Raw genomic sequence first — 21,647 nt, 5'->3', positions numbered from 1 at the left:
CGTCCTTTTTTAAAGAATGGCTTCATATATGAACGTTACAGAAACTCAAATTAACTTTATTAAATTGCATATACAATAGAAAAGGTGCATATTTACATATCAATGAAAATATGCACCTTCCCTCAGTAATATCATCAGGCATTCGCTTCTATTACAAAGATTTCTATGTCTCTACCAATTACTTTTTACATTATCCCCTTAAAAAGTAATGCTCTTAATATATTCATTATTCCCTACACTTGATATGCAGGTATTGGTCTCCCCTTTTCGTTCATTGCTTTGCATCTTTTATACTCTCTACTTTTCCGTTAATAAAATGGACTTCTCTTTTATTCCTTCAAATTCATTTAGTAGATACATAGCTATTTTTTCAACTGCAGGTGAATCTACTATTTCCTCATGTGATCCAGGGACTGAATACCTATTTACTCTACCTTTTAATAAAGGTCCCCAATCTGTAAACAACTCTTTTCCTTCCTCAGCACTAAAGTAGAGAACTTCTCCAGAGTATGGTATCAAATCATTCTCTGCCATTAAGTTCAGGCATTTCCTATGAGCATTGATAACTTGCTTTAAATTCATAAGATCTGCATCTGGCGGGAGTACTCCTTCCATAATTAATCGCTCCACAAGCATATCTTGTTTATGGATGAGGCCTTCTTCCTGCTCAGTAAAATCTCTAGGAATGAAATGCTCATATATATATGAGAGCATTTCTTCTCTTGTTTTATAATCCTGCTCTGATGGTACTTTTGTATCCATTAGTACCAACAACTCAACTTCCTCACCTTGACTCCTTAGTACAGTTGCGACTTTATAAGCAATTGCACCGCCCAAAGACCATCCTCCAAGACGATATGGACCTTCTGGCTGAACACTTTTTATTTCTTCGATGTAAAATTGAATTACTTCCGGCAAGGTCAACTCGTCAATTTCTTTCTTTTCTATAAGAGGATTCTGTAAACCATAAAATGAACAATGGTTCTTAAGTAATCTTGCTAGTTGAATGTAACAGAATACATTCCCCATAAACGGATGAATGCAGAAGAACGGTCTTTTTTCTGATTCTTGCAGTGGAACCAGCGCTGATACTGATTTCGTCATATCATACTTATCACGAATAAGGCATGCGATTCCTTCCACTGTTGGATTCTTAACCAATGTAGACACCTTAATCTCTTTTCCAAACTTCTCCCTAATTTTTGAAACTAGTTTAATTACAAGGAGAGAGTGTCCCCCTCTATTAAAGAAATCATCATTTACATAGACATCTTCTATCTGTAACACATCCTGCCAGATTTTAATCAACTGATATTCAATTTCATCCCTTGGAATGATTGGTGTAGAGAAGTTATTTTCTCTTTGAATAGTTAAATTGTTCAATGCCTTTCGATCAACTTTTCCATTCGTTGTAAGAGGCATCTCGTCTACCTTAATAAAGTGTGCAGGAACCATATAATTCGGTACTTGTCTCTTGAGATATTCACGCCAATCATGCATACTTCCATCTCCAACTACATAAGCAACCAATCTCTGCTCTCCTAATTTATCCTCTGTTACCAAAACTACTGCTTCTTTTACCAATGGATGCCCCTCTAGATTCGCTTCAATCTCTTCAAGTTCAATACGAAAGCCCCTAATTTTCACTTGATTATCAATTCTTCTCAAGTAATCTAAATTACCATCAGGTAAATAACGAACCAAATCTCCCGTACGATATAAACGCTCTTCTTCATTAAATGGATGACGGATAAATCGCTCTGCTGTTAATTCTGGACGATTCAAGTATCCTCTCGCTATACCTGCACCACCGATATATAGCTCACCTGTTACACCAACTGGAACAGGTAGCAAATTTTTATCCAATACATAAGTTTGAACGTTCGGCAACGGACGTCCAATCGTAACTCTCTTACTATCTGTTTGAATATGATAACACGTTGCATCAACCGTACATTCTGTAGGACCGTATACGTTATAAAAATCAATTTTTTCGGTCTCTACTAGCTGTTCCCATAATGACGGCATGATTGCTTCACCACCGACTAATATCTTACTTGGTACATGAACATCAGCACTTATTTCTAGCAACCCTCCATCTATAAGTAATTGAAGTAATGAAGGTGTCATATCAAACATTTCCAATTTATTCTCCCTAATATAGGACACAAATTGTTCCGGATTAGTGCGAACTTCACTTGGGATAATATATAAACTTGAACCATAAAGCAACATTTGTAATTGCTGAATAGATACATCAAAGGCAATTGACGCATTCAAACCGACGCGCATATTACTAGGTATGTCATGTGAGAAAACTTCTTTTTGTAAACCATAGGATAGGTTTATTACAGAATGGTGCTGTACTAAAGCCCCCTTTGGATTCCCTGTCGAACCAGAAGTATAGATAACATACGCTAAGTTTTCCCCTGTTACCTCACATATTGGTGAAAGTTTGCTTTCTTGAGAAAGCATTGCTTGGTCCCTATCTAGGCAAACTGTCTTGATGTCTTTAGGTATCCATCCTAGTAATACCTCATTTGTAACTAACACTTTAATTCCCGTGTCTTGTAAAATATATTGCAGGCGGCTTTCCGGATTCGATGGATCCAATGGAACATAGGCTGCTCCAGCCTTCCAAATTCCCATGAGACCAACAATCATCTCAACTGATCGATCAAAGCAGAGGCCAACTAATGACTCTGTCCCAATTCCACATTTCTGTAAATGATGGGCTAATTGATTAGCTCTTTCATTCAGCTCTCGATACGTTAGTTGCTGTTTTTCATCTACCACTGCCACCGCGTCAGGTGTACGATTTACTTGCTCTTCGAATAGTTGATGAATTACATTCTCACGTGGATAGGATATAGCATTATTATTCCATTCTTCCAATAGCTTTCTTTGTTCAGCCTCCGTAATATATACTAGCTCCGATAGATTTTGATCAATGTTTTTGAGCATTTGCATTAACACTTTGTGTAAATGACCCAGCATTCGTTCAATGGTTACTCTATTAAACTTACTACGGTCATACATTAACTTTAACGATAACTGAATTCCTGGAACTACAGCCAATCCTAATGGATAGTGGGTTTGTTCTACCCCTTTCAATTCACCAATTTCCAGATTTTCTGAAGATTCTTCTTTCACTGGATAATTTTCAAACACATATAAACAATTGAACAGTGGTGTACCTCTAGGAACCTCACTCCACCCCTGAATCTCTGTCAAAGAAGCATACTCATATTGTCTTCTTTCTATCTCTTCCTCTTGTAACTTCTGCAACCAATCTATTACTTTTATATCATCCATCAATTGAATTCGCGTCGGTGACGTTGTAATGAAAGGACCTACGATGTTTTCAACACCAATAATCTCCGTAGAACGCCCTGAGCTTGTTACACCAAAGACAATGTCATTTTCTCCACTATATCGGCTCATGAGATATGCCCATGCACCTTGAATTACTGTACTTAAAGTAAGTTTATTTCGTTTAGCCCATCCTTGTAACTCTTGAGTCTGCTCTTCTGATAAATACGTAACCTTCTCTGTGTAACCTTTTTCTTCCTCTTTACTTTCTAAGCCCAGTAAAGTTGGTGCAGTAAAACCTTTTAGCTTCTCTCTCCAAAATTGTTCCGCCTGCTCCTTATCTTGTTCTCTGAGCCATTGGATATATTTCTTATATGGTGAGGATTTAGGTAACTTTACAGCTTCTCCATTCATTCTCTTCTGATAGACTGTAAGTAATTCATTAAAGACCAATGGTAAACTCCATCCATCCAGTAAAATATGGTGATGTGTCCAAACAATCCGATATTCTTCCTCACCTTCTTGAATGACTGTTACCCGCATCAATGGTGCTTTATCAAATTGGAAGGCTTGTTTTCGATCTAATTCCAAAAAGACTTTTCTTTTTTCTTCTATCTCTTCACTTGTCATTGTACTCCAGTCTTCTTTGTTCACTTTAAATGGGATATTTTCATACACCACTTGTACAGGCTCTTCAATTTCGTCCCAAACAAATGCTGTACGAAAAATTTCATGCCGCTGAATTACAGATTTCCACGCCTGCTCAAAAGTAGGAATATCCATTTCCCCTTGAATCATAAAACTCAATTGCACTATATACGGTGCAACATGTTCATCCCCTTGATCATGCAATGTGTGGAAGATCATACCTTCTTGCAAAGGTGATAGTGGATATAAATCAGTAATCTGATTTTTCTTTCCACGATGCATTTTATTTAGTACATTTGTCAAACCTTCTTGGCTAAGATTAGCCATTGCAAAATCCGAAATGGTCAGTGCAGATTCTCTATCTGAAGATTGAATCAATCTACTCAGTTGATATAGCATATTCTGTGCAATACTTTGAATCGTTGATTTGGCAAATTGTCCAACATTGTATACGCAAGTGAACTGAAGTTTTCCATCCGTTACAACCCCAATTACATCAATTACATGCGATCGCTTGGAACCGGCAGCATGATCTAAACGCTTAAATTCGTTCTCTGGAATAAACATTGCATCGCTAGAAAACATTTGGTCAAATTGTCCAAGATAGTTAAAACTAATAGACGGTGTATATTGGGAGCTTAATGGCTCACACATTGTTGTGTTCATGTAACGCAACACCCCATAATCAACACCCTTATTAGGAATTTTGCGAACTTGTTCTTTAACTGCTTTTAATGCTGCAATTGGCGTATTAGCATTAGTAATATTTAAATGAACTGGGTAAATACTTGTAAACCATCCCACGGTTCTCGATAAATCAACATCTTCAATAATCTCTTCTCGACCATGTCCCTCTAAATCTACGCTTAATATCGGCTGCCCCGTACATGCTGCTGTAGCTTGTACCAATGCTGCTAATAATACTTCATTGATTTGGACACGGTGAGTGCTTAAAGTCTCTTGCAATAACATACGGGTCTCATTCTCGTTTAACACCACAGTAATTTCCTCAGTTACTGCGCTTACTGGATTACTTATAGTACCATCTACTGGCAGTATAACTACGTCTTGTTCAACCTGCTGCTCCCAGTAATGTAGCACTTCTTTTGATATTCCAGTTTGAGCGTAATGTTGTAATTTCTCCGACCATTCTTTAAAAGATGTACTCTTCATAGGTAATTGAATTTTTTGCCCTTGGACCGCTTGCGTATATGCTGTTTGCAAATCTTCCAATAAAATTCGCCAAGAAACACCATCCACGGCTAAGTGATGAATTGTCCAAAATAATCGACCAGTCTCCTCACCTTCATCAAAATACACCATTCTCATTAAAGGACCATCACGTAAATTCAATCTTTCTTGTGCAACATTAATCTCTTTTTGAATAACTTCATGCCAATCCGCTTCCGGCACTTCGTCTAATGAAATGACAGTCAGCATCAATTGTTCTTCAATTCCTTCATTCCACTGTTCCCAAGTCCCATTAGGTAAACGTTCATATCTTAAACGCAGGGCATCATGATGAAGTAGAAGGTTACGCGCTGCCTTTTCCAGTGATCCTATGTCCAATTTTTCTTTCGTTCTAAAGAACATGGATTGATTCCAATGATGTGGATTAGGATGATTTTGTGCAAAAAACCTTTGCTGAATAGGTGTAAGTATCGTCTCTCCAGTTATAATTCCTTGTTCAGCTTGTACACCTTGTTCTTCTTTGACTACTTGCGCTAACTCAGCAATCGTTTGGTGTTCAAATAGTTGTTTTGGTGTCAACTGTAAACCAGCTTGCTTTGCGCGAGAGACAATCTGAATGCTAAGAATTGAATCTCCACCAATTTCAAAAAAGTTATCATAAATACCAATACGTTTTGAACCTAGCACACGTTCCCAAATGATAGAAAGCTTATGTTCACGTTCATTTCTTGGGGCCGCGTAGCCTTCTTGTATTCCTTGATAATCTGGTATAGGTAACGATTTCCGATCAACCTTTCCATTTATGGTTAGCGGTAATTCTTTCATTTCGACAAAGTAGGAAGGTATCATATGGATTGGCAGTTTTGTTTTAAGATACTCTCGCCATTCTTCTACACTACCTTCGCCCACTACATAAGCTACTAACCTCTTATCTCCCGACTGATTTTCCCTAACTATTACAACTACCTCTTTTACCAAGTCATGCTCTTGTAAAGTCGACTCAATCTCCCCAAGTTCGATTCGAAATCCTCTAATCTTCACTTGATTATCCATTCTTCCTAAGTAGTCTATATTACCATCAGGAAGATATCTCACAAGATCGCCTGTTCTATATAACCTCTCGCCTTCTTTGAATGGATGAGAAATAAATCGTTCGGATGTTAACTCTGGACGATTCAAGTACCCCTTTGCTAGACCTACTCCTCCGATATAAAGTTCCCCCATCACACCAACTGGAACTGGCAACCTATTACTATCTAATACATAAGTTTGGACGTTAGGCAATGGACGCCCAATTGTTACTCTCTTACTATCTTTTTTGATATGATAGCATGTTGCATCAACCGTACATTCTGTAGGACCATATACATTATAAAACTGTATTTTATCAGTCTCTACTAGCTGTTCCCATAATGACGGCATAATTGCTTCACCACCAACCAGTACCTTACTTGGAACATGAACGCCATCGCACGTTTCTAACAATCCGGCATCTATAAGTAATTGAAGCAATGACGGTGTTATATCAAAAATTTCTAACTTGTTCTCCCTAATATAAGCTACAAACTGCTCCGGATCACTTCGTACTTCATTCGGAATAATATACAAACTTGAACCATAAAGCAGCATTTGTAATTGCTGGATAGATGCATCAAAGGCAATTGACGCATTTAAACCGACATGCATGTTAGATGGTATCTCATGTTCGAAAACCTCTTTTTGTAAACCATGCGACAAGTTTAGTACAGAATGATGCTGTATCAAGACACCCTTTGGATTCCCCGTTGATCCTGAAGTATAGATAACATACGCTAAGTTTTCTCCTGTTACTTCACATTTTGGTGAAAGAATGCTTTCTTGTGAAATCATTGCTTGATCCCTATCTAGACAAACTATCTTGATTTCTTTAGGTATCCAGTCTTCCAATGACTCGTTCGTAACTAATACTTGAATTCCAGTGTCCTCCAAAATATATCGTAGACGACTTTCTGGATATGATGGGTCTAATGGAACATAGGCTGCTCCAGCCTTCCAAATCCCCATAATACTAACAATCATCTCAACTGAACGCTCAAAGCAAAGTCCAACCAATGATTCATTCCCAATCCCGCATTGCTGAAGATAGTGGGCCAATTGATTAGCTTTTTCATTCAGCTCTCGATACGTTAACTGCTGTTTTTCATCTACCACTGCTACCGCATCAGGTGTACGATTTACTTGCTCTTTAAACAGCTGATGAATCGTACTTTCCTGTGGATATGCTACAGCATCATTATTCCACTCCTCCAACTGTTTTTGCTGTAATCCTGACAATATAGGCAACTTAGCTAATGATTTATCAGGATTCTCCACGATTACATTCAACCAGTTCCCAAAATGTTCAGCCATGGATTCAATAGTTAAGCTGTCAAATAAATCAGTTCTATAAACAAAAGTAAGTAATAAACCCTCTTCCACTTCTGCAGCAGTTAAACTTAAATCAAACTTAGCGATAGGAGCATTACTTTCCATTACTTCTATATTTCTTCCATGTAGTTCTGGTAGCTTCTGTCCCGTATTTTGCAAAGTAAACATGGTTTGGAAAATCGGAGAATGGCTTGTATTTCGTTCAGGTTGGATAACCTCTACAATTTTCTCAAACGGAACATCTTGATACTCATACGCCTTCAATGCTTTTATCCTCACTTGAGACAACAACTCTTGAAATGCCGGTGCATTACTTAAATCAGCTCGATAAACCAATGTATTGACAAAGAAACCAATCAGCCCTTCAATTTCTCGATAATTTCGATTTGCAATTGGGCTGCCAACAATAATATCCGTTTGTCCCGTATAACGAGCAAGGAAACTTTGATACGATGCCAATAAGGTCATGAAAAGTGTGGCCCCTTCTTGACGACTTAGTTCGTTTAATTTATCCAGTAATGAGCGCGATAACAAAACATTATGAGTTAATCCATGGTGGGTTTGCACTGGCGGACGCGGACGATCCATTGGCAACATTAAGACTGGTAACTCACCGGATAATTCTTCCTTCCAATACGCAAGTTGTTGATATAGTACTTCATCTTTCAACCATTCTCTTTGCCACTGAGCAAAATCGGCATATTGAACTGGTAGTGGTTCCAGCTCTGCTTGTTTTTCACCAATCGCATTCTCATAAAATGCCATCCATTCTTGAAGCAAGATTTCCATCGACCATCCATCTGAGATAATATGATGCATATTACATAGAAGAACCCATTCTTCTTCTGAAATTCTTATGAGTTTCCCACGGAACAATGGCCCTTTTTCTAAATCAAATGGAGATTCGACTTCAGTTTGAATCCATTGCTCCAACTTTCTTTCTCGCTCCTCTAATGAAAGCTTAGTTAAGTCCATTTGCAGAAGCGGACGGAAAACGTACGGTTGAATCTGCTGCATAGGATGGCCATCCTCTTCATAAAATACAGTCCGCAAAGATTCATGACGCTCTATCAACTGATTCCATCCCAACTCCAATGCCTCAGGTAACCAATTCCCTGTAAGACGGCATGCCATTGGCATATTATAAAGTGCACTATTAGGTGCAAATTGATCAATAAACCATAAGCGCTGTTGGGCATAAGACAGTGGAATATTTCCCCCTCGTTCCATCGGCATCAATGGTGGAATTTCTCGTTTTTCGCTCCCCTTACGTAACTGATCTATTCGTTTCGATAATGCCTCGACCGTTGAATATTCGAACAGTTCACGTACTGGCAATTTGATTTGAAAGACTTCCTGTAAGCGTGAGACCACTTGTGTAGCAAGTAGAGAGTGACCACCAAGCTCAAAGAAAGAATCCTGAACATCAATGTCTCTTATTCCTAGCACTTGACTCCATACTGAAGCAATAAGTTCTTCCAGCGGAGTTCTTGGGTATACAGTATTTTCAGCGGATTGTTCACTAAGTATAGGCAATGCCTTCAAATCAAGCTTTCCATTCGGTGTAAGTGGTAAAAATTCCATCTCAATAAAGTTTGTTGGAACCATGTAATTAGGTAAATGTGTTTGTAGATGTTCTCGCCATTCATGGACACTTCCTTCACCAACTACATAAGCTACTAATCTCTTATCACCTTGATTATCCTCTCGCGCCAATACAACAGCTTCTTTCACAGAAGAATGCGCCTGCAAAACAGCTTCTATTTCTCCCAATTCAATCCGGAAACCACGAATTTTCACTTGGTCATCTATACGTCCATGGAACTGGAGATTACCATCAGAAAGATAACTTGCTTTGTCTCCTGTATAATAGAGACGTTCTCCTGACTTGAAAGGATGTGGAATAAATTTTTCCTTTGTAAGATCCGGACGATTAGCATATCCACGTGCAAGGCTCTTCCCTCCAATATAGAGATCTCCAATTACACCAATTGGTACTAGCTGAAGATGAGAATCTAACACATAAACTTCTGTATTCGCAATCGGTCGACCAATCGATGGCGTACCTGTTGTCACTCCTACAGGTACGTAACAATCTGTGGTAACAACGGTATTTTCCGATGGACCATACTGATTAATTACCGCAAAAGGAATATCGTTAGATGGATACTGCGTTAATTGATCCCCACCAGTAATGATAAAACGAAGCTCCGTTTTATCTGGCCAAGATAATTTCAATAGTCTTTCCAGAATAGGCGTAGGTGCAAAACTAACTGTTATTTGTGAATCGATGAGCCAGTCCCTTAGCGCTTCTGGATTAATTCTCAGTTCCTCTGTTGACAAGTAGAGTGCTGCGCCAGCAGTTAGATACGGCCAAATCTCCTGGACAGCCGAATCAAAAGCAACCCCTGCAATCTGAGTCGCACGATCCTCTGCTGAAATATGATAAACTTCTTGATGCCAAGAAACCATATTCATTAATGAGCGATTTTCAACCATGACACCCTTCGGTTTTCCTGTAGAACCAGAGGTATAAACAATATAGGCTAAGTTCTCTGGATTTATTTGACGTGTAGGTGCGATTACGCTTTCCACTGTTAGTTCTTCTAACCTCACCATTTCGACGTGTGCGAAATGTCCTTCTTGTCCTTCCGCCGTCACTACAAATTGAATTCCTGCATCTTCAATCATGTATTCTAACCTTGATTTTGGATATAACGGATCTAAAACAACATAAGCTCCACCAGCTTTTAAAATGCCTAGTAAACTTGCCATTAGCTCAGCTGACCTCGGAAGATAAACTCCTACCACTGACTCTGGGGCTACTCCCTTTCGCCGTAAAACATTTGCCAACTGATTTGCTTGTGTATCCAGTTCACCATAAGTCCACTGTTTTGTTTGATCAACTACCGCAATCGCATCCGGACGCCTTGCTACTTGCTCCTCAAATCTGTCGCAAATAAGACCCTGATGAGACATTTCCATTACAGTGTCATTCCATGTTTCTAATAACAAAGTACGTTCGGGTTCTGATAGCATGCTCAGGTCATGCAACGGATTTTGTGGGCGATGAGAAACTTCATGTAGCCATTTCTCAAAGTGTCCTGCCATCCGTTCAATAGTAGTAGCATTGAATAAATCCTTATTGTACTCAAAAGTAAAAAGTAATCCCTCTTCCGTCTCAGTTGCCATTACACTTAAATCAAACTTTGCAATTGGACTATGGCTTTCTATCATTTCAATACTTCTACTAGATAACATCGGAAACTCTTGTTTCATATTTTGCAAGATGAACATAGTCTGGAAGATTGGCGAATGACTTGTACTTCGTTCTGGTTGCACAACTTCAACAATTTTTTCAAATGGAATATCTTGATATTCATACGCCTTCAATGCCTTTTGACGAACCTGATATAGTACATCTTGAAATGTCGGTCTACCACTTAAATTAGCTCGATAAACCAGCGTGTTAACGAAGAAACCAATTAGTCCTTCAATTTCTCTATAATTCCGATTCGCAATTGGGCTTCCGACCAGGATATCTTCTTGTCCCGTATAACGAGATAGAAAACTTTGATATGCAGCTAAAAGCGTCATGAAGAGTGTAGCCCCTTCTTTTCGACTAAGTTCATTCAATTTATCATGTAGCGTGCCTTGCAGAACCAGAGTGTATGTCGACCCGTGATGAGTTTGTATTGCGGGACGCGGGCGATCCATAGGAAGTTGGAGTACAGGAAGCTCCCCAGACAATTCTTCCCTCCAATATTGGAGTTGTTGATCAAGCACCTCCTCCTTTAGCCATCCTTTTTGCCACTGAGCAAAGTCAGCATATTGAACCGGTAATTGTTCAAGTTCCGCTACCTTTCCATCCATTGCTTTCTCATAAAATGCCATCCATTCTTCAAGTAGGATTCCCATTGACCATCCATCTGAAATGATATGATGTAGAGTACAAAGGAGTATCCATTCTTCCTCTCCCACATGCAAAATACTTGTCCTGATTAATGGACCTTCTGTTAAATCAAATGGCACTTCTGTTTCTTGTTGAATTAAACGTTTAACTTCTTCTTCTTGATCTTCAGAAGAAAGCATAGTTAAATCCGTTTTCGGAATTGATTGAAAAGCATACGATTCAATTTGCTGTACGGGTTGACCGTTCACTTCGTGAAAGACCGTCCGCAGTGATTCATGACGTTCTATTAGTTGATTCCATCCCGTTTCCAATGCTTCAAGTAGCCAATTCCCTGTAAGGCGGCATACCATTGGCATATTGTAAAGGGCACTATTAGGTGTAAATTGATCAATGAACCATAAGCGTTGTTGGGCATAAGATAGTGGAATAGCTTCTCCTCGCTTCATTGGTATTAGCGGCGGAATCTCTCGTTTTTTATCTCCTTTACGTAACTGATCTAGTCGCTTTGCCAGTGACTCCACCGTTGTATATTCAAATAGTTCACGTACTGGTAATTCGATTTGAAAAATTCCCTGTAAACGTGAAACTACTTGAGTAGCTAGTAGTGAATGACCACCGATTTCAAAAAAGGAATCCTGAACATTAATATTTTTTATTCCTAACACTTGGCTCCAAACGGAAACGATAAGCTCCTCCACTGGTGTTCGTGATGAAGTAATATCTTCACTTATGAACTGTTCTTCTAATTCCAGTAAGGCTTTCCGATTCACCTTACCATTTGGAGTGAGTGGCATACCTTCAATTTTGAAAAAGTATGCCGGAACCATATAATGTGGCAGTTGCTTCTTGAGATATTCACGCCACTCCCCAGTATCGCCTTCACCCACTACATAAGCTATTAACTGCTTATCTCCTGGTCGATCTTCCTTCACCAACACGACTGCCTCTTTTACAGATGAGTGATCATGTAAAGCTGCTTCAATTTCTCCCAATTCAATTCGGAATCCTCTAATTTTAACTTGATTATCTATTCTTCCAATATATTCTAAGTTACGATCATTCATATATCTCACCAAGTCACCCGTTCGATATAATCGTTCCCCGTCCTTAAAGGGATGCGGAATAAAACGTTCAGTAGTTAAATCCGGTCGATTGAAGTAGCCACGTGCTAATCCTACTCCTCCAAGGTAAAGTTCCCCTGCCACACCAATCGGGACCACTTGTTGATATTGATCTAACACATACAACTCTGTATTATTAATCGGACGACCAATCGGAATAAGCATTGGTTCTTTTTCTAAATCACAATCGTAATAAGTCACATCCACAGTTGCTTCAGTAGGACCATACAAGTTAATTAACTTTGTTTGCTGAGCATTGTAAAAAATCCCCTTAAACCGGCGAACCTGCTCAGTGTTTAACGCTTCTCCACTAGTAAAAACTTGAATTAAAGACGAGACATCCCTTTTCGAATTATATAGTTCCATATAATCTAAGAAAGTAGATAACATCGACGGAACAAAGTGCATGGTGGATACACGGTATCGTTCAATATACTCCTCAATCACCGCAGGATCTTTCTCTCCTCCTGGTGGAAGTAAACAAACACGTGCTCCTACAAATGACCACCAAAATAATTCCCAGACAGAAACATCGAACGAAAACGGTGTCTTTTGTAGGATTGTATCCTCCTCGGACAATGGATATTTTTTCTGCATCCACTGTAGGCGATTGATAACGGAATGATGTTCAATCATTACCCCCTTCGGATTTCCTGTCGAACCCGAAGTGTATATGATATAGGCTAAGTTATTTGCTGTTACTCCACTTACCGGAGCTAAATTACTCTCTTTAGAAATCATCACTTGATCCCGGTCTAAACAAATTGCTTGAATATCTTTAGGTAACCAGTCCTGTAGTGTTTCTTTTGTTAACAGTACTTGAATTTGTGAATTCTCCAAAATATATCTTAGGCGGTTTTCGGGATAACTTGGGTCCAGTGGGACATAAGCCCCACCTGCCTTCAAAATCCCAAAGAGACCAATAATCATATCAGGAGAACGTTCAATACATATACCAACCAATGATTCAGGTCCGATACCTCGTTTTTGTAGAAAATGTGCCAATTGATTCGATTTTTCATTCAGTTCTTGATACGTTAGCTTTCCACCCTCATAAACTACCGCCACTGCATCAGGTGTCCGTGCAACTTGTTGCTCAAATAGCTCATGAATCATACGATCATGACCATAAACTACGTCCGTATCATTCCATTCTTCTAGGAGTTGTTTTTGCTCAGTATCCGATAACATTGACAGCTTTGTATATGATTCATCTGGATGATACGTGATTTCATTTAGCCAGTTCTCAAAATGTACTGCCATACGCGCAATGGTACTACTATCAAATAAATCCGTGTTGTATTCAAATGAGACGAATAGACCTTCTTCCACTTCATAGGCAGTTAAGCTCAAATCAAATTTAACAATAGACATATTACTTTCTACCATTTCAATACTTCTATCAGGCAAATCTAGTCGTTCTTGTTTTATATTCTGTAGCGTAAACATGGTCTGAAATATAGGGGAATGACTCATGCTTCGTTCAGGTTGCACAGCTTCTACCACTTTTTCAAATGGGATATCTTGATATTCGTATGCTTTTAACGCCTTTTTCTTTGTTTGGTTCAAAATCTCCCGAAAAGTAGGGGTGCCACTCAAATCTGATCGATAAACCAACGTATTAACAAAGAAACCAATTAATCCTTCTACTCCCTTATGGTTCCGATTTGCAATCGGGCTACCAACTAGAATATCTTTTTGTCCCGTATAACGAGCAAGAAAGCTCTGGTATGCGGCCATTAAAGTCATAAATAAAGTAGATCCTTCTTGTCGACTTATATCCTTCAATTGACTGAGCAATTTATAAGGAAAAATCACATGATGCGTAGCCCCAGAGTAGGTCTGCTTAACCGGCCGAGGTCGATCCACTGGCAGTTGTAAGATAGGAAGCTCACCAGACAATTCTTCCTGCCAATACGTAAGCTGACGATTTAGCACATCACCTTGCAACCACTCCTTTTGCCACTTCGCAAAGTCTGCATATTGAATGGATAATGAACTTAATTTAGCAGGATTTCCACCCATTTCTTCTTCATAGAAAGCAAGTAATTCATTCATGAATATACCAATGGACCAAGCATCAGAAATAATATGATGCATCGTACACAGTAATAACCATTCATCCTTCTCTAATTGAACAAGCTGATTACGAATTAAAGGACCATTCATTAAATCAAATGGTTCTTGCGCTTCTCTCGCAATTAAACTATCTACCTCTTTTTCTTTTACTTTTAGAGGAAGTTGAGAGTAATCCCTTACAGGTAATGCTCTAGGAAGAAATTCGAGAATTTGTTGCACAGGCTCTTCTCCTACTTCTTTAAAAACAGTTCGTAATGATTCATGACGTTCAATGAGTCGATTGAATCCCTTCTCTAATGCTTCAGGTATCCAATTTCCTTTTAGATGCCATACTGTTGGAATATTATATAAAGAACTGTTTGGGTTAAATCTGTCCATAAACCACAAACGTTGTTGCGCATAAGACAACGGGAGTGCTTCTTTATTCTCCTTTTTTTGCATTTGCTTCTGAAGCCATGCTCTCTTCTCAGGAGAAAGTGAACTCAGCTTTGCAAGTAAATCACTTCTCATTTTTTTACCCCTTCCTCAATCAAATTACTCTCGAATATCCCATGTGCTTCTTCCTCTGATAGCTCTTCTAATTGCTTAAGCAGTTCTAGTAATTCTTCATCATTACTGACTGCTGCTTCTTTTTGAATATAGTCTTGAAGACTTACATTCTCCTTAATATCATTCTGCATTTCTTGATTTTTGTTATAGAGCAATTGATCAATCTGTTCTGCCAATTGCTGCACCGTATGAAACATAAATAAATCATGCAATGGTATCTCGATTTCAAAAGCCTCTTTAAGATTGGAAACAGCTTGCGTAGCGAGTAGTGAATGGCCACCAATTTCAAAAAACGAATCTTGAATTCCGATGTTTTCCATACCTAAAACTTCATGCCATATCGAAACGATTGTTTTTTCCGTAGACGTACGAGGAGCAATATAACCACTTGCTATCTCCTGTCTCTCTGGCGCTGGTAAGGCCTTCCTATCAATTTTCCCATTAGGAGTGAGTGGAAATGCATTTAATCCAACAAAATAGGCTGGAATCATATAATTTGGTAGTTGATCCTTGAGATAATTACGCCACTTTTGAGCATCCCCGTCTCCTACAACATAGGCGATCAAACGCGGATCGCCAGGATAATCTTCCCGCACCATCACAATAACTTCGTTAACTAGTGTATGCCTTTGTAATGTCGCTTCAATTTCTCCTAGTTCAATCCGGAACCCACGAATTTTCACTTGATGATCGATTCGTCCAACATACTCCAAATTTCCATCTGGTAAATACCTTACTAGATCTCCAGTCCGGTATACTCGCTCTCCTTCTTTAAACGGATGCGGTATAAAACGATCTTGCGTTAAGTCAGGGCGGTTTAAATATCCACGCGCTAACCCTGATCCACCAATGTATAGCTCACCAACTACACCAATTGGAACCATTTTTTGTTCGGCACTCAGTACATATACTTCTGTATTGAATATTGGTTTACCAATTTGTGGTACCCTATGCATGTCACACTTTTCTAATTCCATATACGTGGAATACGTAGTATCTTCGGACGGTCCATATAGGTTGTACACCTTTTCGATCGTACTTCTCTCGTATAAATCTTGAACAAGCGAATATGGCAATGGTTCTCCAGCCAAATTCATCACCTTTACCGAAGAAGGGATTGTTTTTGCTCGAACCAGTTCCTTCGCTGCCGATGGCACAGTATTAACCAAAGTCACACCTTTGGTAGACAACTTCTCTAGATGTAGAGCATTTTCAGTGACAATCACCTTACCACCCATCGTTAAGGGAACAAACACTTCAAAAACAGATAAATCAAAAGATAGCGAAGTTGAAGCTAACACTCCCGCTAATTCCTTTCGAGAATACGTGTGATGCGCCCAATGAATCATTGTTACTGTATTCCTGTGCTCAATCATTACTCCCTTTGGATTTCCAGTGGAACCTGAAGTATAGATAATATAGGCTAAGTTATCGCCCGTCACTTCACTCGTACATACTGTAGTTACTTCTTGTTCTATTTCTGCTCGATTACGATCAATACAAATCACGTTGACGAATTTAGGTATAACCATTTTTTGTTGTAAATTTTCCTGTGTCACCAGTACCTTTATTTGAGCATCTTCTAAAATGTACTGCAGTCGACTTTCCGGATACGCTGGATCAATTGGGACATATGCTCCTCCCGCCTTCATAATTCCTAAGAGACCGACAATCATCTCAGATGAACGTGTAACGCAAATCCCAACTAATGATTCGCATGTTACACCATTTTTTTGTAAATAATGTGCCAACTGATTCGAGCGTTCGTCCAACTCTCGATATGTTAGTTCTTCATCTTCGCACACTACTGCAATTGCTTCTGGTGTTTTTTTCACCTGTTCTTCAAACATTGTATGAATCGTACTTTCTTCCATATCTATAAAACGCGATTTATTCCATCCCTCTAGTAGTTGCTTATATTCTACTTTCGATAACATATTCAGTTCTGATAATACACATTTTGGATGAGAGACAATTTGATTTAACCAATGTTTAAAATGACTTGCCATACGTTCAATGGTTGTATCATTAAACAAATCAGTATTATATTCAAAGGTTAGTGATAATCCTTCTTCCGTCTCAGAAGCAAATAAACTCAAATCAAATTTGGCAACAGAAGCATGGCTTTCCATGAGTTCCATTTGTCTTTCAGATAGCTGAAGAAATTCTTGTTTCGTATTCTGTAAAGTAAACAAAGTTTGGAATATTGGTGAATGACTTGTATTCCGTTCAGGTTTTACGAATTCTACCACTTTCTCAAATGGGATGTCCTGATACTCGTATGCTTTTAGCGCTTTTTTTCTTACCTGCGACAATAATTCTTGGAACGTCGGATTTCCACTGAAATCAGCTCGATAAACCAACGTGTTTGCAAAGAATCCTATTAATCCCTCAATCTCTTTCACATTTCGATTAGCGATTGGGCTTCCAACTATAATGTCGTCCTGTCCTGTATAACGAGAAAGGAAGCTTTGATACGCTGCCATCAATGTCATAAATAAAGTGCATCCTTCTTGCAAACTTAAATCTTTGAGCTTTTCCTGTAGGGAATTCGCCACTATTAAGGACTGACTTGCACCACGATGGGTTTGAACTGCAGGTCGAGGACGATCCATCGGTAATTGTAAAACCGGTAGTTCCCCAGATAATTCTTCCTTCCAATATTGAAGGTGCTGATTCAAATTCTCCTCTTTTTGCCATTCCTTCTGCCACATGACAAAATCTGCATATTGGATAGATAACTCCTTCAATTCCACTGGTTTTCCGGTTAGTGCTCCTTCATAAAAAGCCATCCATTCTTCAAGTAAGATTCCCATTGACCATCCATCTGAAATAATATGATGCATCGTACAAATGAGAACCCATTCTTCCCTGTCCACTTTCAATATTCGTGTTCGAATAAGAGGACCTTGTCCAAAATGAAATGGTTCCTCCGCCTCGTTTTGAATAAGGCGTTTCATTTCTCTTTCCCTATCTTCCAAAGAAAGATCTGTTAGATTCGTTTGAGGAATATGTCTGAACACATGAGATTGAACCTGTTGAAAAGGTTCACCCTCTTGTTCTAGAATTGTCGTCCTTAATGATTCATGACGCTCCAACAATTGATTCCATCCGACCTCCAATGCTTCAATTGACCATTTACCTGTTAAGCGACACGCTGCATGAATATTGTACATAGCACTATTTGGCATTAATTGATCAATAAACCATAGACGTTTCTGCGCATAGGAAAGTGGGATAACTCCTTCTCTTTTCATAGGTACAAGAGGAGCAACCTCTCGTTTTTTATCTTCTTTTCGTAACTGATTCACTCGTTTCGCCAATGCTTCCACTGTATCGTGCTTGAAAAGTTCACGTAATGGAATTTTAATTTGGAACAGTTCTTGCAATCTAGAGACGATTTGAGTAGCAAGTAGTGAGTGCCCACCACGTTCAAAGAAGGAATCCTGAATACCAATATTTTCTGTTCCTAACACTTGACTCCAAACCGAGGCAATAAGCTCTTCCGATGGCGTCCGGGGTAGCACATTTAAATCTTCAATAGCTTGCTCATCAGGTGCTGGCAAGGCCTTTCGGTCAATTTTCCCATTTGGAGTAAGCGGGAAATGTTCTAACTCTATAAAGTGCGCTGGAATCATATGATTCGGTAATTGGTTTTGTAAATACTCTCTCCACTCTTGGGTATTTCCATCGCTTATTACATATGCAACCAATCGTTGATCATCTGGACGATCTTCTCTAACTAATACGACAGCCTCTTTAATAAACGAACATTTTTCTAAAGTGGCTTCAATTTCACCTAATTCAATCCTAAAACCACGCATTTTGACTTGATGATCCATTCTACCTATAAATTCTATATTTCCATCAGTTAGATATCTTACTGAATCTCCTGTTCGATATAGTCGTTCCCCCAATCGAAATGGGTGCGAAACGAATTTTTCAGCAGTAAGATTCGGACGATTTAAGTATCCACGTGCTAAACCAGCACCACCAATATATAACTCACCCTCAATTCCTATTGATTGCAAGCGTTGATTTTGGTCTAATACATATAATTGCGTGTTCTGTATTGGCTGCCCAATAGAAACAAATTCTTGATTAGGCTGAATATCAAATGCATTGACATAAATAGTGGCTTCAGTTGGCCCATAAAAGTTGGTTAATTTCACTTGTCCACTATAATCCCATTTCTGTTGAAAACGTCTAACTAACCCTGAACTTAGTTCTTCTCCACCAGAAAATACATGGCGTACGGACGAACAATTCATGTTCAATTCAATATGATTGAAGTAATCTAAGAAAACAGATAACATCGAAGGTACAAATTGAACTATAGTAACCTGATGTTGTTTAATCACTTCAGCTATAATAGAAGGATCTTTTTCTCCACCTGGAGGTAGGAAAGATACACTTGCACCAACATGAATGCCCCAAAACAATTCCCAAACAGAGACATCAAATGAGAATGGCGTTTTCTGCAAGACCACATCTTTTTCAGAAAGCGGATATTTATGTTGCATCCATTCTAGATAATTAATTACTGAATAATGCTCAATCATTACTCCCTTTGGATTCCCTGTAGATCCTGAAGTATACATAACATACGCTAAATTTTCTCCTGTTACACCACTTATACATGGGGTTGTTTCTTCTTTTTCAATTGCAGTGTAATCTTTATTCATACAAATCGTTTCTATATTTTCAGACACAAACAAATTTTTAGAATTTTCTTCCGTCACTAGTACTTCGATTCCAGCATCCTCTAATATATATCGAAGTCGACTCTCTGGATAAGTAGGGTCAAGTGGAACATACGCTGCTCCTGATTTTAGAATACCTAATAACGCTATCATCATTTGTAATGAACGTTCCATATATACCCCAACTAGAGACTCTGGGCCTACACCATGCTTTTGTAAATAATGAGCTAACTGATTTGCACGCTTCTCCAACTCTTTATAGGTAATTTGTTCATTTTCGTAACTAGCCGCGATTGCTTCCGGTGTTTTTTTTACTTGCTCCTCAAACATCGTATGAATCATGCCTTCAGCCGAATAATTAACTTGAGTATGATTCCATTCCTCTAGTAACTGTATTTGTTCTTCTTCTGTTAAATGAGTAATTTCAAATAGTTTTGAATCTAGGCTCTTCGTCATCTGAATTAATATTTGCAATAAGTGATTCTGAATCAGATTTATTGTTTCTTCATTAAAATAGCTTCGATCATACATCAACTTTAAAGTAATTTTCTTACCGGGCATTACAATGAGTGTTAAAGGATAATTTGTTTGTTCCGTGCTTTTAACATCTAGTAATCTTAAATCATCATTTCTCTCACCTTGAATTGGATAATTTTCAAACACATACAAGGTATGAAATAAGGAGCAATTTCGCGGAACCTCACTCCAGCCTTGAATATCTATCAACGAATTATACTCATACTGTCTTCGTTCCATTTCTTTCATTTGTATTTTACGAAGCCAATCTACTACTGATGCATTATCCGTTAATCGAATTCTGGTAGGTAATGTGTTAATAAATAGCCCCACCATATTCTCTGCTCCTATTAAATCAGTAGGACGTCCAGCGCTAGTTACGCCAAATACGACGTCACTGTCACCGCTATACCTACTCAGCAAATAAGCCCATGCACCTTGTACTAACGTATTCAACGTTAATCGACTATTTCGTACCCACTTTTGTAAACTCTCAGTAAGTTCCTCAGATACTTGATAAGCAAACTCTCCATAACCCTTCTCTTGTCCTTGATCCTTTCTTTCCATTGCTAATGGAGTGGGTGCATAGAACCCTTTTAATTCTTCTTTCCAAAATTCCTCTGCTTGACTTTGATCTTGTTTATTTATCCATTGAATATATTTTTTATAAGGAAGAGATTTAGGAAGATTCAACAATTCTCCCTTTATCATCTTGAGATAAACTTCCATCACTTCACTAAAGACCAATGACACACTCCATCCATCTAGCAAAATATGATGATGTGTCCAGATAATTCTCGTTTCCTCTTTTGCTTCTTTAATCGCAGTGACTCTCATCAATGGTGCTTCATCCAATAAAAATCCTTTCCTACGATCTGCAGTCAAAAACTGTTGTAATTTCTTCTCGTTCTCCTCATGCGAATAGGTACTCCAATCCTCTTGATGAATAGTAAAAGGAAGACGTTCGTAAACTGCTTGTAGAGGTTTTTCTACTTCTTCCCAAACAAATACTGAGCGCAGAACCTCATGTCGTTGAATAACATATTCCCAAGCTTTTTCAAAAGTAGCAACATCCAATTGCCCCCCGAGCAAGAAACCTACTTGTACAATATAGGAAAAAGAATGTTCATCATCTTGATCGTATAAAGTATGAAACAGTATTCCTTTTTGCAAAGGTGATAAACCATATATATCAATAACGTCTCCCAT

Annotated in this window: 2 protein-coding genes; both read right to left on the bottom strand. The window is 38.6% G+C overall.

Going from position 1 to position 21,647, the window contains the following annotated elements; all coding sequences use genetic code 11:
• Positions 1 to 297: 297 nt before the first annotated feature.
• Entirely contained in the window at positions 298 to 15,180 is a 14,883-nt protein-coding gene (locus N2V79_RS12035) for a non-ribosomal peptide synthetase (RefSeq protein ID WP_340719896.1), read from the bottom strand.
• Complete coding sequence (locus N2V79_RS12030; RefSeq protein ID WP_340719895.1) at positions 15,177 to 21,647, bottom strand: amino acid adenylation domain-containing protein; 6,471 nt, start codon at positions 21,645 to 21,647, stop codon at positions 15,177 to 15,179. The genes N2V79_RS12035 and N2V79_RS12030 overlap by 4 nt, the downstream gene beginning before the upstream one ends.

Source organism: Bacillus sp. CH_70 (assembly GCF_038007045.1).
GTDB lineage: Bacteria > Bacillota > Bacilli > Bacillales > Bacillaceae_G > Bacillus_A > Bacillus_A cereus.
This window is presented reverse-complemented; position numbering and strand designations above follow the sequence as displayed.

Excerpts from the sequence above, each read along its gene's own strand:
- N2V79_RS12035 (WP_340719896.1), bottom strand. The coding sequence starts at position 15,180 with ATGAGAAGTGATTTACTTGCAAAGCTGAGTTCACTTTCTCCTGAGAAG.
- N2V79_RS12030 (WP_340719895.1), bottom strand. The coding sequence starts at position 21,647 with ATGGGAGACGTTATTGATATATATGGTTTATCACCTTTGCAAAAAGGA.